Source organism: Aquimarina celericrescens, assembly GCF_042682765.1.
Lineage (GTDB): Bacteria > Bacteroidota > Bacteroidia > Flavobacteriales > Flavobacteriaceae > Aquimarina > Aquimarina celericrescens.
Genome location: NZ_JBHUHY010000002.1, coordinates 395,294 through 418,497, shown reverse-complemented (window position 1 = coordinate 418,497; position 23,204 = coordinate 395,294). Strand labels below are relative to the sequence as shown.

At 36.5% G+C, this 23,204-nt stretch carries 22 protein-coding genes; 16 read left to right on the top strand and 6 right to left on the bottom strand.

The features are described from left to right. The first annotated feature begins 134 nt into the window (after nucleotides 1–134). Together ACFSJT_RS01865 and murA are read left to right on the top strand one after the other, a co-directional pair. The gene (locus tag ACFSJT_RS01865; RefSeq protein WP_378318502.1) at nucleotides 135–773 is read left to right on the top strand and encodes a DUF4290 domain-containing protein; all 639 of its coding nucleotides are present in this window, start codon (nucleotides 135–137) and stop codon (nucleotides 771–773) included. Nucleotides 774–819: 46 nt separating this feature from the next. After that, a complete protein-coding gene (gene murA / locus ACFSJT_RS01860) occupies nucleotides 820–2,133 on the top strand; it encodes a UDP-N-acetylglucosamine 1-carboxyvinyltransferase (protein WP_378318501.1) in 1,314 nt (437 codons plus the stop codon). A gap of 54 nt (nucleotides 2,134–2,187) precedes the next feature. On the opposite strand, the gene ACFSJT_RS01855 is transcribed toward murA, so the two are convergent. Next, nucleotides 2,188–4,065: a sensor histidine kinase gene (locus ACFSJT_RS01855; RefSeq protein ID WP_378318500.1), complete on the bottom strand. Its 1,878-nt coding sequence runs from the start codon at nucleotides 4,063–4,065 to the stop codon at nucleotides 2,188–2,190. Between the two features lie 266 nt (nucleotides 4,066–4,331). Between ACFSJT_RS01855 and ACFSJT_RS01850 the strand changes: the two genes are divergently transcribed. The 12 genes from ACFSJT_RS01850 to ACFSJT_RS01795 all read left to right on the top strand — a co-directional run bounded on the left by ACFSJT_RS01850 (nucleotide 4,332) and on the right by ACFSJT_RS01795 (nucleotide 16,372). Then, a complete protein-coding gene (locus ACFSJT_RS01850) occupies nucleotides 4,332–4,904 on the top strand; it encodes a Crp/Fnr family transcriptional regulator (RefSeq protein ID WP_378318499.1) in 573 nt (190 codons plus the stop codon). 160 nt (nucleotides 4,905–5,064) lie between these two features. After that, a complete protein-coding gene (locus tag ACFSJT_RS01845) occupies nucleotides 5,065–6,879 on the top strand; it encodes an acyl-CoA dehydrogenase (protein WP_378318498.1) in 1,815 nt (604 codons plus the stop codon). Nucleotides 6,880–6,920: 41 nt separating this feature from the next. Further along, nucleotides 6,921–7,697: an SDR family NAD(P)-dependent oxidoreductase gene (locus tag ACFSJT_RS01840; protein ID WP_378318497.1), complete on the top strand. Its 777-nt coding sequence runs from the start codon at nucleotides 6,921–6,923 to the stop codon at nucleotides 7,695–7,697. Nucleotides 7,698–7,771: 74 nt separating this feature from the next. After that, nucleotides 7,772–8,995 (top strand): acyl-CoA dehydrogenase family protein, encoded by a 1,224-nt coding sequence (locus ACFSJT_RS01835; RefSeq protein WP_378318496.1) that lies wholly within the window; start codon nucleotides 7,772–7,774, stop codon nucleotides 8,993–8,995. Nucleotides 8,996–9,066: 71 nt separating this feature from the next. Continuing rightward, nucleotides 9,067–10,119 carry a phosphotransferase family protein gene (locus tag ACFSJT_RS01830; RefSeq protein ID WP_378318495.1) on the top strand — a complete coding sequence of 351 codons (1,053 nt, stop codon included), beginning with the start codon at nucleotides 9,067–9,069 and terminating at the stop codon, nucleotides 10,117–10,119. Between the two features lie 15 nt (nucleotides 10,120–10,134). Further along, nucleotides 10,135–10,770 (top strand): transglutaminase-like domain-containing protein, encoded by a 636-nt coding sequence (locus ACFSJT_RS01825; RefSeq protein WP_378318494.1) that lies wholly within the window; start codon nucleotides 10,135–10,137, stop codon nucleotides 10,768–10,770. A 23-nt stretch (nucleotides 10,771–10,793) separates the two neighbouring features. Next, nucleotides 10,794–11,180, top strand: coding sequence for a hypothetical protein (locus ACFSJT_RS01820; RefSeq protein WP_378318493.1), 387 nt, complete (start codon nucleotides 10,794–10,796; stop codon nucleotides 11,178–11,180). Nucleotides 11,181–11,454: 274 nt separating this feature from the next. Continuing rightward, the gene (locus ACFSJT_RS01815) at nucleotides 11,455–12,210 is read left to right on the top strand and encodes an SDR family NAD(P)-dependent oxidoreductase (RefSeq protein ID WP_378318491.1); all 756 of its coding nucleotides are present in this window, start codon (nucleotides 11,455–11,457) and stop codon (nucleotides 12,208–12,210) included. 30 nt (nucleotides 12,211–12,240) lie between these two features. Then, nucleotides 12,241–13,248: an NADP-dependent oxidoreductase gene (locus ACFSJT_RS01810; RefSeq protein ID WP_378318489.1), complete on the top strand. Its 1,008-nt coding sequence runs from the start codon at nucleotides 12,241–12,243 to the stop codon at nucleotides 13,246–13,248. 271 nt (nucleotides 13,249–13,519) lie between these two features. After that, the gene (locus ACFSJT_RS01805; RefSeq protein WP_378318487.1) at nucleotides 13,520–14,497 is read left to right on the top strand and encodes an NADPH:quinone oxidoreductase family protein; all 978 of its coding nucleotides are present in this window, start codon (nucleotides 13,520–13,522) and stop codon (nucleotides 14,495–14,497) included. Nucleotides 14,498–14,775: 278 nt separating this feature from the next. Further along, a complete protein-coding gene (gene fabG, locus ACFSJT_RS01800) occupies nucleotides 14,776–15,513 on the top strand; it encodes a 3-oxoacyl-ACP reductase FabG (RefSeq protein ID WP_378318485.1) in 738 nt (245 codons plus the stop codon). A gap of 391 nt (nucleotides 15,514–15,904) precedes the next feature. Beyond that, nucleotides 15,905–16,372, top strand: coding sequence for a MaoC family dehydratase (locus ACFSJT_RS01795; RefSeq protein WP_378318483.1), 468 nt, complete (start codon nucleotides 15,905–15,907; stop codon nucleotides 16,370–16,372). 80 nt (nucleotides 16,373–16,452) lie between these two features. On the opposite strand, the gene ACFSJT_RS01790 is transcribed toward ACFSJT_RS01795, so the two are convergent. Further along, nucleotides 16,453–16,599 (bottom strand): hypothetical protein, encoded by a 147-nt coding sequence (locus tag ACFSJT_RS01790; protein ID WP_378318481.1) that lies wholly within the window; start codon nucleotides 16,597–16,599, stop codon nucleotides 16,453–16,455. 217 nt (nucleotides 16,600–16,816) lie between these two features. Here ACFSJT_RS01790 and ACFSJT_RS01785 point away from each other — a divergent pair, with 217 nt between their 5' ends. Both ACFSJT_RS01785 and ACFSJT_RS01780 read left to right on the top strand, forming a co-directional pair. After that, nucleotides 16,817–17,641, top strand: a complete 825-nt coding sequence (locus ACFSJT_RS01785; RefSeq protein WP_378318479.1) for an alpha/beta hydrolase — start codon at nucleotides 16,817–16,819, stop codon at nucleotides 17,639–17,641. A 148-nt stretch (nucleotides 17,642–17,789) separates the two neighbouring features. After that, on the top strand, nucleotides 17,790–18,389 hold the full coding sequence (locus tag ACFSJT_RS01780; RefSeq protein WP_378318477.1) for a hypothetical protein: 600 nt from the start codon (nucleotides 17,790–17,792) through the stop codon (nucleotides 18,387–18,389). Nucleotides 18,390–18,774: 385 nt separating this feature from the next. Here the strand turns inward: ACFSJT_RS01780 and ACFSJT_RS01775 are convergent, their stop codons facing one another. From ACFSJT_RS01775 to hutG, 4 genes are all read right to left on the bottom strand, one after another. Continuing rightward, nucleotides 18,775–20,481, bottom strand: a complete 1,707-nt coding sequence (locus ACFSJT_RS01775; protein ID WP_378318476.1) for an ABC1 kinase family protein — start codon at nucleotides 20,479–20,481, stop codon at nucleotides 18,775–18,777. Nucleotide 20,482: 1 nt separating this feature from the next. After that, nucleotides 20,483–20,857 (bottom strand): hypothetical protein, encoded by a 375-nt coding sequence (locus ACFSJT_RS01770; protein ID WP_378318475.1) that lies wholly within the window; start codon nucleotides 20,855–20,857, stop codon nucleotides 20,483–20,485. Nucleotides 20,858–20,969: 112 nt separating this feature from the next. After that, nucleotides 20,970–21,443 (bottom strand): hypothetical protein, encoded by a 474-nt coding sequence (locus ACFSJT_RS01765; RefSeq protein WP_378318474.1) that lies wholly within the window; start codon nucleotides 21,441–21,443, stop codon nucleotides 20,970–20,972. A 786-nt stretch (nucleotides 21,444–22,229) separates the two neighbouring features. After that, complete coding sequence (gene hutG / locus ACFSJT_RS01760) at nucleotides 22,230–23,183, bottom strand: formimidoylglutamase (protein ID WP_378318473.1); 954 nt, start codon at nucleotides 23,181–23,183, stop codon at nucleotides 22,230–22,232. Between the last annotated feature and the right edge of the window lie 21 nt (nucleotides 23,184–23,204).

Sequence of the window (23,204 nt, the reverse complement as noted above, 5' to 3'; positions counted from 1 at the left end):
TTTAAGATACCCCAATATTGGTCACTAATAAATTTATATAAGTCTATAGCTTACTTATTTTATTTTAGTATTTTGCGAAACGAATTATTATCGCCCTTACTTATGGCTAAAATACTTCACTTAAATTTTTTTTCATGATAATTGATAATTTAGAATATAATACAGAAAGAGAAAAGCTTATCATACCCGAGTATGGACGCCATATGCAAAAGATGATAAATTATGCCGTATCTATTGAAGATAAGGAAGAAAGAAACAAAGTTGCCAGGTCTATAATTGCGGTTATGGGTAATTTGCAGCCACACTTGCGTGATGTGCCAGAGTTTCAGCACAAGCTTTGGGACCAGTTATTTATCATGAGCGATTTCAAACTTGATGTAGAGGCCCCATTTCCTGTTTTAACCAAAGAAAAGCTTCAGGAACGACCAGAACCTTTAAACTATCCGCAAAATTTCCCCAAATACCGTTTTTATGGAAATAATATCAAACGAATGATCGATGTTGCAAATAGTTGGGAAGAAGGCGATCTAAAAACCGCACTTACTTATACGATTGCAAATCATATGAAAAAATGCTATTTAAACTGGAATAAAGACACAGTTGAAGACAGTGTAATTTTTGATCATCTTTTTGAGCTAAGTAACGGTAAGATCAATCTTAAAGGAAGTAAAGAAGATCTTACAGATTCTTCAAACTTACTAAGAGGTAAGAAGAAAAAAACTAACTCCGGAAGCAAAAAGAGTTACCGTAGTAGAGGAAAAAAACGCTACTAAATATCTAATCAGCCACCAGTGCTAACCACTAATGACTATTTACTAAATGGGTACTTTTCAGATTGAAGGAGGGCATCAGCTCGAAGGGGAAATCACTCCCCAGGGAGCAAAAAATGAAGCTCTTCAAATTCTTTGTGCAGTATTACTAACTCCAGAAGAAGTAATAATTTCTAATATACCAGATATTAGAGATGTCAATAAATTAATAGAAATCCTGGGTAATCTAGGTGTAAAAATAAAAAAGCTTGAAAAAGGCAAGTATTCCTTTAAAAGCGATGAATTAAACCTAGAATATCTGGAAAGCGAGCAATTTAAAAAAGAAGGAAGTGGTCTTAGGGGATCGATTATGATCGTTGGACCGCTGTTGGCTCGATTTGGTAAAGGATACATTCCACGTCCTGGAGGTGATAAAATAGGAAGAAGACGATTAGATACACACTTTCAGGGGTTTATTAATCTGGGAGCAGAGTTTCGTTACAATAAGGAAGAGCGTTTTTATGGTGTAGAAGCTCCAGAAGGCTTAACGGGAACGTATATGCTGTTAGACGAAGCTTCAGTTACTGGTACTGCTAATATTGTCATGGCAGCCGTATTAGCAAAAGGAACCACTACAATTTATAATGCTGCATGTGAGCCTTATCTCCAACAACTTTGTAGGATGTTAAACTCTATGGGAGCTAACATTAGCGGAGTGGGATCTAATTTGCTAGTTATTGAAGGTGTAAAAGAATTAAAGGGTTGTGAGCATCGTGTATTACCAGATATGATCGAGATTGGTTCTTGGATCGGTTTGGCAGCAATGACAAAAAGTGAGATTACCATCAAAAATGTTAGTTGGGAGAATCTCGGGATCATCCCCGATACTTTTAGAAAATTAGGAATTACGTTGGAACGCGTTGGAGACGATATTTTTATTCCAGCACATAAAAATGGTTACCAGATCGAAAGCTATATTGATGGATCTTTTATGACTATTGCTGATGCGCCTTGGCCAGGATTTACTCCTGATCTTTTAAGTATTGTATTGGTTGTTGCCACACAAGCAAGAGGAGAAGTTATGGTACATCAAAAAATGTTTGAGAGTCGCTTGTTTTTTGTGGATAAACTTATTGATATGGGAGCAAAAATCATTTTGTGTGACCCACACAGAGCTACTATAATCGGACATGATTTTGAGTCTACTTTGAAAGCCACAACCATGGTGTCACCAGATATCAGAGCAGGGATCTCATTACTAATTGCTGCGCTAGGTGCCAAAGGGACTTCTACGATACATAATATTGAACAAATTGACCGTGGATATGAAAATATTGATGAGCGTCTTAGGGCTATTGGAGCTAAGATCGTGAGAAAGGAATAAATGGGTGCTTATCAAAGATATTAGAGCAGGAAATTTTTTTCCTGCTTTTTTGTTTTATGCTTTTTTGTAAGGAATTGTAAAATAAAAAGTGGAGCCCTTATTTTTCTTACTTTCTAACCAAATCTTACCATCTAACATCTCAACATACGCTTTGGCTATTGACAGTCCTATTCCAGCACCTTCCAAAGCATAACGATCCTCTATATCGGCTTGAACAAATCGATCAAAAATTGCTTCTTGCCTGTTTTTATCAATTCCCATGCCGGTATCTTTTACATAAAACTTAAGAGAATCGGTCAGTTGATGATATCCAAATTCTATAGTACCTTCATTGGTATATTTAATAGCATTTTTGACTAGATTAGTAAGAATAGCATTAAACTTTTCTTTATCCGTTTTAATCATTGCGTCTTCCTCAGTCAATCCATTTTTTAGTACTAAGGTTATTCCCTTTTTGTCTGTTTCCGGTTTAAAGAAATTATACAAATATTCTGTTTGTTTATTGATATTAAATTCATTAACAGATACTTTGACCTGATCTGCTTCAATTCTTGAAATATCAATGATATCTTTGATAATGTTCAGCATTCTTGCTCCACTTTCTTTGATCAAATCGAGATACAATTGTTGCTCGTCACCTGTTAGTTTAGGTTCTTTTAAGAGTTCTGCTAGCCCTAATATTCCATTCATAGGGGTGCGGATCTCATGACTCATATTAGCCAGGAAAGCCGATTTTAAGCGGTCACTTTCTTCAGCCTTTTCTTTAAGTCGATTCAGCTCTATCTCATATAATTTGATGTCGGTAATATCAGTTATTGTACCAACATATCCAATGACTTCTCGTCTGTCATTATATTCGGGTATCGCTTGTCCTAATACCCAGGTAATAGAACCATCAGGTTTCATAAATCTGTATTCTGCATCAGAGTCTTTTCTTCGCGAAGAATCATTATACCATCCTTTTTTCAGTCGTGCTCTATCTTCAGGATGAACAGCATCTAACCACCCGTCATTTAGAGCTTCTTCCTGGGTTAACCCCGATATTGAACACCATTTAGGATTTACAAAGGTTGTTTTCCCGTCTGCCCGGGTCATGAAAATACCAACCGGCACTAGATTCGTCAAGGTATGATATCTGCTCTCAGTAAGTTGTATAGCTCTCTCTGCTACTTCAAACTTCTGTCTATACGTTAATGAATGGTAAATATCTTTAAAAGTGAGATAATCGGTTTGAAACTCTTCTTTTTCAATAAATTTTAAATAAATCGTAAACAAAATACTGTAAAAAATAGCCATAAAAACTTTTGAAATCAGTCCAGAATACATCACTTTTAAAACGTCATCAAAGAACCAAAATGCCCCAAGAGAAAAACAGATCGCATCAAAACTTAGTACTGCGGTCATGGTGATGAGAATCTTAAAAAAGAGAGTCTTAATATGTTTTGAAACAAACTCAAAAATAAAAATGATTAAGATAGAATCGATATACAGAAGACCAGTGCCGGCAAAAAGTACAAAAACATTAGTATAAAAAAATTCTGTAGAGACATCAAAAGGATTATAACTATAAGCCCCTTCAATATTCAAACGAAAAGAAGGCAAAAGAAAGCATAAAACAAGATTTGCGACTACCAAAGCGTATATCAGTTTCCTCGCTGTAATGGCATCTTCTTTTATATAAATTAATAATACAGTGAACAAAGTGGCCGAGAACAAGACAGACGAGCCTGGTGATACAACAAGAGTTTCAGAAATTTCGAAATAAAGAGTACTTGCAAGGAAAACTTGTATGAATTGAAATAGCCCTAGCGAAGTAAAAAGCAGACCATTACCCATTACTGTTCTAAGGCGAAATAATAGCAGTATCAATGAAGCAACTATTAAACCTTGAAAAAGGAAAATTGATATTTGATAAAAGTTAATTGTGTCCATAAAATCCAATACTAAGTTGGATAGGTTGTTTGAAGTCCTTTTGAAGGCCTGCAAATATAGGTTTTTATTTGGTTTTGAGTTCTTTAAAGCTACAAACAAAAGTTAAATTTTTACTACGGTTAAACCATAATGTTTATCTAGTGCCTTAAAACTATATTTTTTGAGTTAAGAATTGAATCCAGGGATTATATAATTGAATCTAATTGTTGGTAATTTTTGCGATTTGAAAAATATTTTGTTTTTTCGTTAAAAACATCAATAGTGTCTTGGAGGACTTAAAACAAACAATACGATCTTATACGCATGTTAGTGACGCTGATATGGAGTTTGGTCTTCGGTTTTACAAGAAACAAATTTTTAAAAAAGGAACTTTTTTACTTAAACCGGGTCAATATATAGATAGCTTTTATTTTATGAAAAAAGGCTGTGTTTCTTACTACACTATCGAACAGGGTAATACCCAGGTAATGGAATTTTTTACCGAGGGCTATTTTTTCACAGATTTATATGCCTATATCGAAGATATTCAGTCACAATGTTATCTAGAAGCTTTAGAAGATTCTGTGGTATATACGATTTCAAAAGCCGATGTTCAAAAAGTATTTGATCATTCTCATCAGCTTGAACGTTTTGGTAGGTTGTCTATGCAACGAACCTTTGTTATTAACTTTCATCGTATTAATCAACTTAGAAATCTTTCGAACCAGGAAAGGTACTTGCAATTACTTAAAAAGCGGCCTACACTTTTTCAACGCGTTCCTCAATATCTAATCGCCTCATACCTGGGGTTAACACCAGTAGGACTTTCCAAAATCAGAAAGCGACTAAGTCAAAAATGATATATTGTATACTAGATTACTAATCATTTTTGATATTCTTGATTATAAAAGTTAAGAGTATCAAAAATTCGGTATTTATTAAACTGGTTTAATAAGAATTCATCAAATATTTCCGTAATTTATTACTGTATTAATATCCAACTTTAAAAAACTTCACACAATGGCTAATGAATATATAGATTTTGAAACACTTAAATATCTTTTGTACGATGTACATCAACTTGAAGAGGTGTTAGAAGGAGATCGATTTGCAGATCATGACGTAGCATCCTTAGATATGTTTTTAGAAGCAGTCAAAGAGTTTTCAGACCGGGAGTTGTTTCCTTACATCAAAGAGATGGACGAGCAACCGGCGTATCATAAAGATGGTAATGTATTTGTGCATAAACAGGTTGATGTCATGATGAAAAAAGGAGGCGAAATGGGACTAATTTCTGGTACTTTTGACTATGATGCAGGAGGATTGCAGTTGCCCATGCTGGTCTATACGGCATCCGCTTTTATTCAAGATGCAGCAAATAATCATTTACCTGGATATGCTGGCTTAACGTTGGGATCGGCAGAATTAATCGTGCATTTTGGAAATGCAGCTTTGAATGACACTTATGTTCCTAAAATGCTTTCCGGAGAGTGGGGAGGCACCATGTGTTTGACCGAACCGCAAGCGGGAAGCTCATTATCTGATGTCGTAACCAAAGCAGTACCTACCAATGAGGGGTATTATAAAATTTCTGGACAAAAAATTTTTATCTCTGGGGGCGATCATCAATATGCTGATAATTTTGTGCATCTCGTGTTGGCAAGAATAGAAGGAGCACCAGCAGGAACCAAAGGGATTTCTTTGTTTGTGGTGCCTAAAAAACGACCAGATAGTGATGGCAATCTTAACCCTAATGATGTAACTACGGTAGCCGATTTTCAAAAAATGGGACAAAGGGGATATTGCACTACACATCTTGGTTTTGGAGATGCTGATGATTGTCGTGGCTGGTTGGTTGGTGAGCCCCATCAAGGTTTGAAATATATGTTTTTAATGATGAATGGTGCACGTATTGCAGTAGGTCGAGGAGCAGCTGCAATTGCTACGGCGGCGTATCACGCATCCTTGCAATATGCAAAGGAGCGTCCGCAAGGACGTAAATTAGCCAGTGACGGAAAGAAAAATCCTGAACAAGGACAAACCCTAATCATTAACCATCCTGATGTACGCAGAATGTTACTACATCAAAAAGTCGTGGCCGAAGGATCATTAAGTTTAGTACTACTTGCCTCAAAATATTATGATCTTAAAGAAACCATGAAGGATGAGTCAGAGAAAAATAAGTATGCCTTATTACTCGAATTAATTATTCCGATGGTAAAAACCTATCCGTCAGAAATGGGAGCACAAGCAGTTTCAAACGGCTTACAGGTACTTGGTGGTTATGGTTTCTGTACAGATTTTATTTTACAACAATATTATAGAGACATTCGTATTTTTCCAATTTACGAAGGGACGACCGGTATTCAGTCTCAAGACCTTTTAGGAAGAAAACTACTATTAGAAAATGGAAAAGCATTAGAATTGCTTACGAATGAAATTCTTCAAACCATTGAAGAAGTTTCCAAATACGATCAGTTAAAAAAATATGCTGTAAAACTTGGGGAAAAGCTAAAAATAGCTCAAAAAGTAATTCAATCGCTACTCCATTATGCTAAAAAGGGTGATTTCGAGCGCTTTTTGTCTGATGCTACTCCTTTTATGGAATACTTAAGTACAATCACAATGGCGTGGATATGGTTAGATATTGCTGCTCATTCAAAAAACGCTTTAGTTACTGGACAAAAAAATCATTCAGAGGATTTTTATGAGAATAAAATTCATGCTATGAAATTTTTCTTCAAGTATGAAGTACCTAAAACTAGTGGTCTTTCAGAAATTCTAATGGATGAAGAAACACTTACTATCGCGGACGAAAAAGAAGTGCTTAATTAGAAATAAAAACACCTTTTATCATTAAACTCACCAATTAATAAATGAACAGTATAAAACAATCGTTCGATCTTGAAGGTAAAGTGGCTGTTATTACCGGTTCCAGTAAAGGAATTGGAAAAGCAATCGCTCAGGGCCTTGCCGAATATGGAGCCAAAGTCGTTATAAGCAGTAGAAGTCAGGAGGCTGTAGACGAAGTTGCAGCAGAATTTAAAACCGCTGGACTAGAAGCTGTTGGCATAGCATGTCATATAGGAAAAAAAACAGAACGCCAAAACCTGGTACATAAAACTATAGCGCATTATGGCGGAATTGATATTTTAATAAACAATGCAGCTATTAATCCTGTGTATGGCCCGATTGAGGATGCAGACGAAGAGGTGTTTGATAAGATTATGGATGTGAATGTGAAAGCTCCCTGGATGTTGTCTAATTTAGTTATGTCTTCGATGAAAGAACGAGGAGGGGGTAGTATTGTTAATATAGCTTCGGTAGAAGCACTGCATCCTGGCGCGGGATTAGGATTATATAGCACTAGCAAGGCGGCATTATTAATGTTAACCAAAAATCAGGCAAAAGAATGGGGTCCGTATGGTATTCGTGCTAATGTCGTATGCCCGGGATTGATCAAAACCAAATTTAGCGCAGCACTTTGGCAAAATGAAAAACTACTTCAAAAGATAGAAAAGACTTTACCAAGTGCACGTATGGGAATGCCTGATGAAATAGCCGGAATTGTATGCTTATTAGCCTCAGATGCCGGAGCATATATGACCGGTGGTGTTTATAATGCAGACGGAGGATATATGATCGCCGGATAATGTAATAATGTGGCTGTACGACACAATGAGCTTGTTGAAATACAGACAGTAATCTCTTAACGATCGCTATACTAATGAATTTCAATTACACAGAAAAAACAACTTCACTTCAAGAAAAACTGAATACATTTTTTGAAGAACATATTCTGCCCATAGAAAAGGAAGTTAGCGCCTTTAATTATGACCCCGACAATAGATGGAAACGTTGGCCTGGCATGGAGGATCTTAAGGCAAAAGCAAGAGCTGCTGGTTTATGGAATCTTTTCTTACCTAAGAGTTATGGAGAATTAAGTCCTGGATTGACTAATCTTGAATATGCCCCGTTAGCAGAGATTATGGGTCGTGTATTGTGGTCCTCAGAAGTGTTTAACTGCAACGCTCCAGACACAGGCAATATGGAGGTGCTGGCAAAATACGGATCTCCGTATCAGAAAAAACAATGGCTAGAACCTTTGATGAACGGTGAAATTCGTTCGGCGTTTTTAATGACAGAACCACAGGTTGCTTCTTCTGATGCGACTAATATTGAAACTTCTATTACCGGTGACGGAGATGATTATGTGATCAACGGTCGTAAATGGTGGTCATCTGGTGGAATGGATCCTCATTGTAAAATAGCTATTGTGATGGGGAAAACGGATCCCGATGCCCCACGTCATCAACAACAAAGTATGATTTTGGTGCCTATGGATACTCCCGGACTTAAAATTATACGACCGTTATCGGTTTTCGGGTTTTATGATTCACCCGAAGGACATGCCGAAATTGTATTAGAGAATCTAAGAGTACCTAAAAAAAATCTTATCCTTGGAGAAGGAAGAGGCTTTGAAATTGCTCAGGGACGTTTGGGACCTGGCCGTATTCACCATTGCATGCGTTTGATAGGGATGGCACAACGATCCTTAGAATTAATGTCTCAACGTGCCTCAGAACGAATTGCGTTTGGTAAAACCTTTAAAGATTTTAGTAGTATTCGCCAAGAAATCGCTCAATCTCAGTGTGAAATTGAACAGGCACGATTGTTAACACTTTCCGCAGCTGATAAAATGGATAAAGAAGGAAATAAAATTTCAAAAGATCTTATTGCTATGATCAAAATTGTGGCTCCTAATATGGCATTGAATGTGATCGATCGTGCGATGCAGATTCACGGCGGAAAGGGAGTAGGACCAGATACACCCTTGGCACATTTTTTTGTAGCGGCAAGAATGCTACGTTTGGCCGATGGTCCCGACGAGGTGCATATGTATCAACTGGGTAAAAGTGTGATTAATAAATATGCTACAATTAAGATATAGCTAATAGTATCCTATTCAAAATAAAATTGTCAGTCTGAGCTTGTCGAAGACAAATTAACCAATACAATAAAATGCAAAACGTGCGCAAAGGCGAAGAATTAAATGAAAAAACATTAAAAATATTCTTACAAAAAGAAGGTCTTATTGATAATGATCAAAGTGATTGGAAAGTTACCCAATTCACACATGGTTATTCTAATCTCACCTATCTGCTGCAAATAGAAAGTAATGAATACGTACTACGCCGACCTCCATTTGGAGCTATAAAAAGAGGACACGATATGGGTAGGGAGTTTAAAGTACAGTCTAGGATTTACAATGCTTTTCCAAAAGTGCCAAAAATGTATGCGTATTCTGAGAATGAAAGTATTTTAGGCTGCCCTTTTTATATCATGGAAAAGGTTGAAGGCATTATTCTTAACGTGAAAGAAGCCAAAAAAAGGAATATTCCTGCAGATGACTTTAAAACTATAGCAGATTCCTGGCTAGATACGTTTGTAGAACTTCATAATGTTGACTATAAAGCGGTAGGATTATCTGATTTAGGAAAGCCAGAGGGATATGTAGAACGACAGGTGCTCAATTGGGGAAAACAATATCTAAAAGCAGCTACAGAAGATGTGCCTGCAGCAGAAAAGGTTATGCGTTGGATGGAGGATAACCAACCCACCAAATATAAGCATAGCCTAGTGCACAATGATTTTAAATACGATAACATCGTTTTTAAAGATGATAGCTGGAAAGAAGTCGTTGCCGTTTTAGATTGGGAAATGGCAACCCTTGGCGATCCTTTGATGGATTTAGGAACTTCTTTAGGATATTGGACCATGGCGAGTGATCATCCGCTTGTCCAGCAGGGAATTCCTTCGCCTACAATAATGGAAGGAAATCCAGGAAGAAGCGAAATTGTAGAATTATATACAAAAAAGAGTGGGCGACAAGTAGATCACCTGGTATTTTACTATGTGTTCGGACTATTTAAAATAGCAGTAATTGCTCAGCAGATCTATTACAGATATAGTAAGGGATTGACCACAGATCCTCGATTTGCACAACTGAATAAAGCAGCTGAATTACTATGTAATTTGGGATTGCAGGCAATTCAGAAAAATAAAATTGATTAACAATTCCAATTTAGAATGAATTATTTAGATCCTACATATTTTCTTGATTACGAGTCCGATGAAATTCAGAAACTCGTAAAAGAATTTAATACCGATACCCTAACACCAAAAGAAAAAGCAATAGGATTGTATCTTAAGGTGAGAGATCAATGGAAATACGATCCGTATAACATACACCTTACAAAAGAAGGATATAGGGCAAGTGAAATTGCCAAAAAACCATACGGTCATTGTGTTGATAAATCAATTGTATTAGTTGCAGGTTTGCGGGCACTACAAATACCTGCTAGAATTCATTTGGCAAAGGTGAAGAACCATATAGCTGTGGAAAAATTAACCGAGAAATTTGGAACCAATGAATTGACACCACACGGGATGGTAAATATATACCTTAATGGAAAATGGGTAAAGGCTTGTCCAGCATTTAATCAAACTTTATGTGAGAAATGTAATGTGACACCTTTAGAATTTGATGGTGAAAATGATTCTATGTTTCAGGAATATGATAGTAAAGGAAACATTTTTATGGAATATGTAGAAGATTATGGCCATTTTGAAGATGTTCCTTTTGATTTTATGATTCATACTATGAAGACGCATTATCCTGGAATTATCAACATGATTGAGGATTCAGGAATAATTAGGATATAGTAAACAAAATAAAAATTTGAGACATGAACGAAAAATATATTGGAGTTACCTCAGAACAGTTTCAGGATTTTAGTCAGTTGCCTCTTGAAGGGCCTTTTCAGATGTTAAACCTATTGAAATTTAAAGATAAAGTTAAAGAAACCGGAGTTACAGGAGCAGAGACTTATGCCCAATATATGAAAGCCGTGATCCCTTTTTTTCAAGCTTCAAAAGCTAAGGTAATATATCAAGGAAAACCCAAAATTACACTCATAGGTCCAAAGGATGGATTAGAATGGGACAAAATTCTGATTGTAGAATATGCAAGTAAAGAGGATTTTATAAAAATGATTACTTCAGAAGGTTATCCTGCAAAGATACGTAGCCAAGCACTCGAAGATTCAAGGTTGATATTAAGTGTTTCAACGTAGAAATAAGAATTAGATGCATAGGATAAAGTATAACGTTTTAAAGCAGCGCTTTGAAAATTCTTTTTCACCAGTATAAGATTTGGTTTGCGTTAAAAAATCTTATAGCCTTGGAAAGATTTTAGCAAAACAATTCTGGTTTTCAGTAAAACTGAAAAATACCTTGAAAAAGTGCCCTTTCTTTTGGTTCGTTTTCTTTGGGCAAGCAAAGAAAATGAACATGAGGTTCAATAGTTACCAAAAATTAAAAATGAAATAATAAAAAGATATAAGATACATGCAAGTAAAAGATAAAATAGTAATCGTTACAGGAGCCGGTTCTGGGATAGGAGCAGCAGCTGCAAAACATTTCGCAAAACATCAAGCCAAAGTAGTAGTTTCAGATGTAAAAGAAGAAAAAGCACAAAAAATAGCTGATGAAATTAAGGATGCAAAAGGAGAAGCTACTGTAATGGTGGCCAATGTAGCCAAATTTAATGAAGTAGAAGATCTTATAACTAAAACCGTATCACATTATGGTCGTTTGGATGTGATGGTCAATAACGCAGGAATAGGACCCAAAAATATGGCACGAACAGGTGATTATACCCTAGAAGACTGGGACAGTGTGATTGCGGTTAACCAAACAGGGGTGTTTTATTGCATGAAGTTAGCCATAAAGCAAATGGTAAAACAGGGAGAAGGAAATATTGTAAATATAGCATCTCTGGCTGGTCTGAAAGCTTCATTAAATAATCTCTCATATAGCGCAAGCAAATTCGCTGTAGTCGGAATGACAAAATCGGCAGCTTTAGAATATGCTACCAAAAATATACGCATCAATGCGGTTTGCCCTGGATATACAGAATCTGCTCTACTTGATAAGTTATTATCGGTTCGACCAGATATGGACCAGCGTTTAAAGAGTGTAATCCCGATGAAACGATATGGCTTGGCCGAAGAAATTGCTGAGGCCGTAGTTTGGTTAGCTTCAGATAGCACAAAATTCATTACTGGCCAGACCATTACACTAGACGGAGGAACATCTTTATAAATAAACACACAATAATCAAAATAAAATATCATGAGTAATAAACAACTAATATTCAAAAAACGTCCGGTAGGACTTCCGGAAGCAGATACCTGGGAATTACAATCCAACCCAATTCCAGAGCCAAATGAAGGCGAGGTTTTAATTCAGCAACATTATATATCCCTTGATCCGGCAATGAGAGGTTGGATGAATGAAGGGAAATCATACATAGAACCTGTACAAATTAATGATGTTATGCGTGCTGGATCAGTAGGAAAAGTAATAAAAGCAAATAATCATCCTAAATTTAAAGAAGGAGATTACCTAACAGGGTGGGGCGGTGTGCAACAATACACAGTGACCGATGGAAGTAATTGGTATCAGGTTGATCCAAACTTAGCTCCGCTACCGACGTATATCGGTACTTTAGGTATGCCCGGAATGACCGCTTATTTTGGAATTTTGGAAGTTGGTAAAATCAAAGAAGGAGATGTTGTTTTAGTTTCTGGTGCAGCCGGAGCTGTAGGAAGCGTAGTGGGACAAATTGCGAAAATTAAAGGATGCAAAGTTATTGGAATAGCCGGAGGAGCCGATAAATGTAAATATATTGTAGACGAATTAGGTTTTGATGGTGCAATCGATTATAAATCAGAAAATGTGCATGCAGGATTAAAGCGCGAATGTCCCAAGGGAATTGATGTGTATTTTGATAACGTAGGAGGAGAAATTCTGGATGCAGCCTTAGCTAGATTACGTATGCATGCTCGCATAGTGATCTGTGGAGCGATTTCACAATATAATAATAAAACGGCGATGAAAGGACCAAGTAATTACCTGTCATTATTAGTAAATCGTGCAACCATGCAAGGAATGGTAGTAATGGACTACGCCAAAGACTATGGTAAAGCAGCCATGGAAATGGGAGGTTGGATCGCTCAGGGAAAATTAAAAAGCAAAGAAGATATTTATGAAGGCATCGAAAACTTTCATGAAACCTTTTTACGCCTATTCTCTGGAAAGAAAATGGGAAAACTGGTGTTGAAGGTGATTGAGGAATAAAAAGCGTCATAACGAGTGATTTTTCGTGACAAAGTGAAGAAAAATTGCATGCTTGCCTAGCGGTCAGGTATCTAGAACGGCTTTTTAGTCAAGTTGAATGTCATCCTGAACTTCCTGCCCGTCCGGCAGGCTGGGATTCAGAGGGCTCTTTAAGAAAAAGAAATTATTAACAAGATGAGATACTGAAATAAATTCAGCATGACAAATTAAATCATTTAGACTAACATACTCAAAACTCAAAACTCAAAACTCAAAACCTCACAAACCAAAAATGAAAGCAATAGTTTGTAAACAATTTGGACCACCATCATCCTTGGTTCTTGAAGATATAGAAAGCCCAAAGCCCGCAGAAAAGGAAGTTCTGGTGCAAGTAAAAGCATGCGGTGTTAATTTTCCGGATACGTTGATTATTCAGGGATTGTATCAGTTTAAACCTGAATTACCTTTTACCCCGGGAAGTGATATTGCCGGAGTGGTTAAAGAAGTAGGTATCAAAATTAAGCATGTAAAACCAGGTGATGAGGTTTTTGGATTTGTGATGCATGGCGGCTATGCCGAAGAAGTGGTAGTGCCCGGCAATGCTTGTTTTCTAAAACCATCTGAAATGGAATTTCCGGTTGCGGCATCATTTATGATGGCCTATGGTACTTCGTATCATGCGTTAAAGGATCGCGGAAGACTTAAAGAAGGGGAAACCCTTTTGGTATTGGGTGCTTCTGGAGGTGTAGGATTAGCGGCTGTAGAACTTGGAAAGCTTATGGGAGCAAAGGTAATCGCTGCTGCATCTTCTACAGAAAAGTTAGAATTGTGTAAGGAATATGGTGCCGACGAAGTGATTAATTACGATACCGAAGATTTAAAAGCTCGTATCAAAGAACTTACCGATGGTAAAGGAGTAAACGTTGTCTATGATCCGGTGGGTGGTCGATATTCAGAACCTGCGATACGTGGTGTGGCATGGGAAGGACGTTACCTCGTGGTAGGATTTGCAGCAGGTGATATTCCTAAAATACCACTAAATCTTGCATTACTCAAAGGATGCGCGATTGTTGGGGTATTCTGGGGAAGTTTTGCCATGAAAACACCTGATAAAAATATGCAAAACACCATGCAACTGATGCAATGGTACGGAGCCGGAAAACTAAAACCCCATATTCATAAAATATATCCACTAGCCGAAGCTTCGAAAGCTTTGGAAGATATAATGAACAGAACAGTAAAAGGAAAAGCAGTGATCCAATGCTCTTAAAGAGGAAAGAAAGTTCTAACGTTTCAAAGCAGAGCTTTTAAAATCTTTTTAAACGCAAAATAAATCTGGTTTTTAGCGAAGCTGAAAAATACCTTACGACATAGCGAAAGCTATGGGCGAGATGGAGTAAGAAGAGCCCTTTTTCCCTGCCTACCTGGCGGATGGCAGGCAGGTTTTGGTTCTGTTTGCTGCCGGGCGAGCAAAGAAAATGAATGAGAGGTCGAAAAGAAGTTCAAGGTTTAACTATTACCGTTATTACTACATAAAAAAATGAAGATATGAGACTAAAAAACAAAATAGCTATCGTAACAGGGGGAGCCCGCGGAATTGGAAAAGCAATTTCAACCTTGTTTGCCAAAGAAGGCGCTTCGGTAATTATCTGGGATTTATTGGATGAAGGAATTGATACGGCCAAAGCAATTAATGCAGATGGCGATACAGCAGAGTTTACCAAAATATCAGTAACCGATAAAGCCGCTATCGAGACGGAAGCCGAAAGAATCCATAAGAAATATGGTAAAATCGATATCCTGATCAACAATGCTGGGATTACCAAGGATCGTACGCTTCATAAAATGAGCGAAGAAGAATGGGATGCGGTGATCGATGTGAATTTGAAAGGGGTATTCTTATGCACCCAAGTAGTCTCAAAATATATGAAGGAAGCAGGATATGGCCGAATTGTGTCTGCAGCCTCTAATGTAGGATTGCGTGGTAATTTTGGACAAACTAATTATTCGGCGACCAAAGCCGGGGTGATTGCTATGTCTAAAACCTGGACGATGGAATTAGGGAAATACGGAATCACAGCCAATGCCCTGGCACCTGGTTTTACCCTTACCGAAATGACTGAGCAAATCCCAAAGGAACATCTAGAAGGTATGAAGAAACAAATACCACTACAAAAAGCAGCTACACCTATGGATATTGCCTACGGATACTTATACCTGGCATCAGATGAAGCATCGTATGTATCTGGAATATGTTTGACGATTGACGGAGGGATATCGAGGTAGGAGTGAGGGATGAGGTTTGAGGTTTGAGGTTTGAGGTTTGAGGTTTGAGGAATGGGAGATTGATATTGAGGAAGAGTGAGCAATTGTGAGGAGTGCAATATCAGTTGTGAGGAATATAATACACAGGGTTCGAGAGCCTCACCCCTCCATAATTACCCGAACCCTAAGGTGCCATACTGAGCTTGTCGAAGTGCTCTCGAACCCTGAGGTTCTCGAAGGGTGAGGTTCTCGAAGGGTGAGATTCTCGAAGGGTGAGGTTCTCGAAGGGTGAGATGCTAGAAGGTTGATATTAATCGAACCCTAAGCGGAGCGGAAGGGTGACTATTTGTAAACCGGGTCTCGACTACGCTCGACCTGACAGAGGATTAATTAATCATAAAGCTATAAAACAATGAACCAACTTATTTGCAAAAACTTTGAAGAGTTTAGAAAACATGAAGGTAAACCATTACCAACCGGCGATTGGCTTACCGTTACACAAGAGATGATCAATGCCTTTGCAGAAGCAACACAGGATTTCCAATGGGTGCATGTTGATCTGGAACGTATCAAAAAAGAATCCCCGTTTAAAAAACCCATCGCACACGGATTTTTATCGGTGTCATTATTGTCTAAAATGTTGATGGATCTTTTGGTGGTAGAAAGCTTTGCGATGGGGGTCAACTACGGACTTAACAAAGTACGTTTCCCACACCCGGTACCCGTAGATTGCCGCTTACGATTACATAGCAGTATCCAAAAGATCGAAGAATATGGGGATAACGGACTAAAAATTACCTGGGATTGCTCTGTAGAGATTGAAGGTATTGAAAAACCCGCTTGTGTTGCCGAGTTTATATCATTGATGTTCGAAAAGTAAGTTTTGAAATAGGAAGACAGCCCGGAAAATATTTCCGAGCCATTTGAATCCAGAATAGGTAGGCAATAGTAATAATACAACTATTCTCCTTTTTTTTCCAACTCATTAATTTTCTGTTCTTGTATTTCTTTTTGTTTCTTCTTGGCCTTTAAGTTTTCATTAAAACGCACTCCATCATCATGCATATCGGCTAGAATAACATCGTTAGTGTTTTTTTTCTTATTCATTTCGTTTTTTGTTTCTAAAATAGAAAAAGTCATTGCATCATGGCGTTAAATATGCGTTAATAAATTCTTGTGTAATTGAGATAGAAATTGACAACCGAAATGATTTTCAATTCTAATTGCTTTATTAGTTGGTCAGAATTGGATTCAAGTATCGTTATAGAATAGTATAATACTCTAAGTCTATTGAAGAGTATGGATAAACGTGTATATTTAACCCATGCAACACCAGGAATTCTTTTTTGAGCATAAAAAACAGCAACTTTTTGGTCAGTATTGGGTGCCTAACGATTGTAAAGCAATGGTGCTATTGGTGCATGGTATGGGGGAGCATTCGTCTCGGTATGCCGATTATGTGATCCCAGAGTTGTTGGCAAAGCATATCGGTGTGATTACTTACGATAATTTTGGACATGGCAAGAGTACTGGTAAAAGAGGGCACTGCCCGAATTATGATGCGCTAATGGAGGTAATGAATGGTATGTTTTCAAAAACAAAAGACCTTGCCAAAGACTTTCCTGTTTTTTTATATGGGCATAGTATGGGCGGTAACCTGGTAATTAATTATGTACTTCGTAATAAGCCAGTGATAGCAGGTTCAATTTTGACCAGTCCGTTTTTGCGATTGGCATTTCAACCCCCAGTCTGGAAAATGACCTTGGGGAAACTAATGCAAAAAATAGCTCCTTCGGTAACATTATCTTCGGGATTAAATGTAAATACCATCTCAAGAATCCCCGAAGAGGTCGAGAAATATCAAAATGATCCGTTGGTGCATGATAAAGTGAGCCCTAATTTTTCTTTTCCGATCATCGAGGCAGGGGAATGGGCGATCGAGAATGCTTCAACACTCGAAACACCCGTATTACTACTTCACGGTACCGACGATCAAATTATAGATTATAAAGGCTCTCAAGAATTTTCAGAAAAAACAAACCAAGCAGAGTTAGTACTTATCAACGGGGGGTATCACGAATTGCATAAAGACCTCGAAAAAGACAAAGTGCTAAAAATCATCACTAAATGGATGCAGAATAAATTATAGCCGAGCCCTTCGAGAACCTCAGGGCTCGGCTATAAATCGAACTCACATTAAAAAATAAATCCAAGATTTTGTGGCTAACTGATATTCATCATATTAATTATGAAAATATGTGTAGATATTAGTAAGGTTAACACAAAATCTATTGATCATGGAAAAACAGGAAAATATTCACTTTATTGATAAAGTAGCAGAAGCACTTAGAAAAGCAGCTGTAGAGTTAGAAGAATTTCAGGTGAAAGCAGCCTTAGGAAAGGCCGAAGCCCAGGATAAATATGAAGAAATCAAGAAGAACCTTGATTCGTTTATCCAGGAAAGTAAATCCAAAGTAAAAACAGGAAAAGAAAAGGTTGACGAAGTGCATACAAAGTTTGATGAGCTTCGCGTTCAGCTAGCGCTTGGGAAAGCAGAAACCTTAGACGCTTTTAAAAACCAAAAAAAGCAGTTGCTTACGGCACTGCATGAGCTCGAAGTAAAAATTAAGAACAATAAGGCGCTTAATGAAATGTATGCTTTTGTATTAATTGAGATCGAAAAATTTAAAGCGCAATTAGAGGTTTTGGAAGAGAAATTTGATAAAGGCAAGGAAGATGCAAAAGCATCCTTTGAAAAACGTAAGCAAGAATTTGATGACTTTATAGAGAAGTTTAAAGCAAAATATGCATCAAAAGAAGAGAGTAGATGGGAACATTTTCAAGACGAAATATCAGAAGCGTTTACTCATTTTAAAAGCGCTTTTAGTAAAGCTTGATAAAAACACTCTTTAACCCGGATTATGTATTAAAACTTCGTCATGAAGGTTGAAAACGCAATAAAACCTGGTATTTTACAAGTTTTTGCATAGCATCGCTCTGGTTAAACTTGAAAATGCAGCGGAGCGTTAGGTTTTGAAGCGGTTTCAAGCTGTAATACCTGCCCGCCTTGATGGTTCGAATAGGCAGGCGGGGATTTTTTAATGCATAATCCGGGTTTAATGTAATTGATGATATTATCTCTCAGGCACTCAATTAAATTTACCTAATGTCACACTGAGCTTGTCGAAGACTATTCAAAACTAATTATTTAAAACTTCTACAAGCTCAGACTGACATCTCTTTGATAATAGTAATTCGTGTTTTCAGTTTACATTCCTGTGTTTACCAATCGTCATAGTCTTTCTTTCTGATATCTCTTATCATTCCTATCGCCAACACTATTGTAATCATTAGTCCGGCTATGCCAATCACAGAAAACTCTTTCCATAGCGGTGGAATTTCAGAAATAATGAATAAAGAGGACCCTACAATTAGTGCAGCCATAATAAAAGCAGAAACCAATTGTTTGGTTACTCTGCGAATCGTATGTACCATAGGGTCGATGCCTTTGTGAGTTAGATCAACTTTTACTTTTCCGCTGTTTATTTTTCGGATGGCATTTTTTAAATCCCGTGGAAACTCTTCCATATAATTTCCCAGCTCATAAATAGAATTCACTGCTTTTTCTCCCATCTTAATGGGGTTGAACGTTTTAGAAACTGCTTTTAGAAGATAAGGGCGCACTATGGCATATTGATCCAAATCGGGGTCGAGTTTTTGAACAACACCTTCGAGAGTAACTAGTGATCGAGCAAATAAGAAAAAATGAGTAGGTACTTTTAGGCCGTGTGCAATGATAATATCTTTTAATTCTAGCAATACAGTACTCATTTCATTTCTATGAACGGATCTCACGTAATGTTTTTCAACAAACTCATTGATATCAAATTCTAAATCCCTCATATTAGTAATGGTCATATCGTTTGATAGTCTTTGTAAAGCCCTAATAATTTTATTAACGTCTCTTCGGGTTATTGCCAGAAAGAGTTTGCCAAAAATCTCTATATCTCTTGGTAGTATGCTACCCATCATTCCGAAATCCAGATAGCAAATATGTCTATTGGGAAGAATTAGTAAGTTACCCGGATGTGGATCGGCATGAAAAAAACCGTATTCAAAGATTTGTTTGTAGTAACTGATCGCTAATCTTTTGGCGATAACCTTGGTGTCGATGCCGTTTTCATGAATTTTTTTGACTCTATCAATTTTAATACCCGAAATAAATTCTAAAGCAAGAATTTTGCCTGTGGTAAAGTCCTGGTATACTTTTGGCGCATAAGCAAATTGATCACTGCCTTCGTCCTGCATAATGTTATTATAAAACCGCTGAACGTTTATGGACTCATTGATAAAATCAAGCTCTTTTTTAATAGATTCTTCAAAATTTTTGACCAGGCCAAAAAGATCAAAACTTTTTATAGAAGGGATTCTCTTTTCTAAGATATCAGCGATAGTGTACATTACCTTGATATCTTCTGAAATAATTTCTTTAACGCCAGGGCGCTGAATTTTTAAAGCGATACGTTTTCCAGAGTGTAAAGTTACTTTATGTACCTGTGCGATAGAAGCTGATGCAAAGGATTTAGGGTCAAACCAAGCAAATAGGTTGTCAACTTTGTCATTAAGTTCAAATTCTACTACCTCTTTGGCTATTTCTTCAGGCATGGGGGGTACATTGTCCTGTAATTTTTCTAGTTCGATCGTTAGGTCTAATGGAATTAAATCAGGGCGATTGCTTAAAATTTGACCAAACTTGATGAAGGTCGGTCCAAGCTCTTCACAAACCAGTCGCATTTTTTCCCATCTTGTATGCAAAGCGGCATGTTTTCTGGATGCCTTAGGAATGAGCTTCTGTACGAAAGTAAATTGCTTTTTTTCCTTAAGATATTGCACCAAGTCTTCGAACCCATATTTTACAAGCACTCGTAAAATTTGGTTATATCTGGTGACAGATTTGTATTTACGGCCTATTTTTGAGAAAATATCCATCTTATTCTTTAGTTTCAAGATGATTTAGCCGAGCTTCTAATAAAGCAATAGCACTATCAGATTTCTCAATCTTTTCATTTAGGGCCCTTATTTCATCTAGGTGAGCAATATTAATTTTTTTATAAAATTTAGCCACCGATTCCTCGATTTTTTGTTCAAGTTCTTCTTTTACCTGACTCGTTTTGTAGATGATTTTATCAATAAGTTCAAGTTCATTTCCATCATCGTCCAATATAGGGTCTGATGCCATTTTGTTAAGATTGTCTTTTCCTTTTTCAGACATTTCGTTGATTCTGTCCAGAAGATGCGTGTCCTTGGCCAAGTGGTATATGGCAGAGGATAGCGTAAGTAGCTCTAGTAACGTTTTAGTTTTCATAAGCTGAATATTTACTTTTCGATCTTTAGTAAATATATTACGAAACTACCTTACGTAAAATGACTTAAATCAGCTAATATTGAATAGATGTAAAAAGGAGGTATTATGATGGTTATGATAAAGATTCCAACTCTAATTCATAATCATACTGTAAATCTTCGTGTAAAAGTTTTACCTTTTTTTTAACGGCTTCTAATTCTCTAAGATAGATGTTTTTGAGCACATTGTTTCTTTGAATAGAAGGTTTGAAGTCCTTAAGTTTTTGACAAAAGTGGAGAAGTAGTTCTATCTCGGTTTCCTTATTTTTAGAATATCGAATATACTTTTTGATCGTTCGCAAGATTTTGCGAATACTCTTTTTGATGTAATAGTACGATACCGTATTAATAGCTTCGAATTGCTCATCAACTTCAGATTTTATATTTTCTATGTACCCTTCTTCGTGGGTAGATTCAAATAATAAATAAGTGAGTAACTCTTTATTTTCTTTTTTAAAGCGTGACAAACGTAAACATAACTCTATGATTTCTTGATGAGTACATTGCGAAAGTTCACTTTTTATCTCTTTTATGGTAGCAGTTTTCATCTGTTATATGTATTGTTATTAAAAGGTCAGATAGAACAGCCAATAACTATATGGGTAAATACAAACTCAATCTACATGGCATATTTCTACACGCAATTTAAATGAAAAAAGTATGCTGATCCAAGGGATAGAATGAAAAGGTGTATCTCAACGAATAGAAAAACTATGATTTTTGCATAATTACAATAGTCTTTCTGGTATTTCTTTGATTTTCACAGGTTATGAATGTGTTTCGGTCATCTAACAATCAGTGTTTATACAGTTTTTCAGAGTTATTAACATAGTTATTAACAATTATAGTAAGTTTTTACTTACTTAAAACTTAGTAATTATATAAATTTGTTATTTATATCGATATAAAATTGTTTTTCAACAAATTATTAACAATTAATAAACAATAAATTTGGTAATATGTTGATAACTTGTTACTTTAGTGTTTAAATAATCCTTAAATCACACAGTCATGAATAATTTAATTTCCATTTTAGGACTAAATTTTGCAAGTGTTGTAAATTTTTTAAGAGAACTCCCTGAAGCTTCGAAGTATGCGATGCGTAAGTAAATTTGTAAGTAATAGAGATATAACCAATTTTGGTTTTGTGTTTTTTAAATCGATTAAAGGGATTATTTTTTGGTAATCCCTTTTTTAGTAACAATCAAAACTTATATTGGATTGTTTTAGGAATTAAACTAAGTTAGCGTTTATCATCGTTTCTGCATTGTGTCGATACTATTTTGTATGTATAGCATAAAAAGAATATGGTATAATAATAAGGCTGGTTTGTACTACTCAACTGATAACCATATCATTATATTATAAGCTATTCTCGCAGCTAATCGTGCAGTACAATTGTCAAGATCGTATTTTGGATTTAGTTCTACAATATCAGCACTGATCATTTTTTTAGATTCACAAATCAATTGAATAGTTTGCATAGCAATATCTATAGAAAAACCAAGTGGGGAAGGAGCACTAACTCCTGGTGCATAGGCTGAAGAAAAACCATCGATATCCATGGTAAGGTATACAAGATCGACAGTAGCAATAAATTCAGATACAGTTTGAGCTACTTTTTCTTTATTTTGAATGGTAAACTCGGTATTGTATAGATACTTGACCTGTAATTGATCTGCTCGATTAAAAAGTTCGCGATGATTTGATTCTTTTTGAATGCCAAGGCACAAATATTGAAAGGAGTCATGTGCTTTCGCAATTTGATAGAACGGGGTTCCAGAGGTACCGCGGTCGATGGTTTCTCGCAAATCAAAATGTGCATCGAGATTAATGATTCCTATTGTTTTATTTGGAAATTGCTTTTTGATACCATTGTAATGCGCATACCCAAGATCATGCCCACCGCCTAAAACCATTGGGAACATTTTGTGCTTTAGCAGCAATGCAATGCTATCGGTAGTTTCATACTGCGTTTCTTCAAGATAATGATCCTTACAAGTTATATTTCCAACATCGAGAATACTAACTTCCTCTGAAAAGTGGTTAGAGAGCGATGATAGCATTTTCCGAATGGCATTTGGACCCTCGACAGCGCCAACTCTTCCTTGATTTCTTTTGACGCCTTCATCACATTCATACCCTAAAAAAGCAAAACTTTTTCCGTTTATTGTTAACAAAGTACTTTCTTCAAGAGTAATACAACGAATCTTTTCGTGCATATACAGTTGCTTTTCAGAAGAACGCCCTGTCCACAGGTCAGGATTTGGTTTTTGGTAGTTTTTCATGTTACAAATAATGAAGTATGT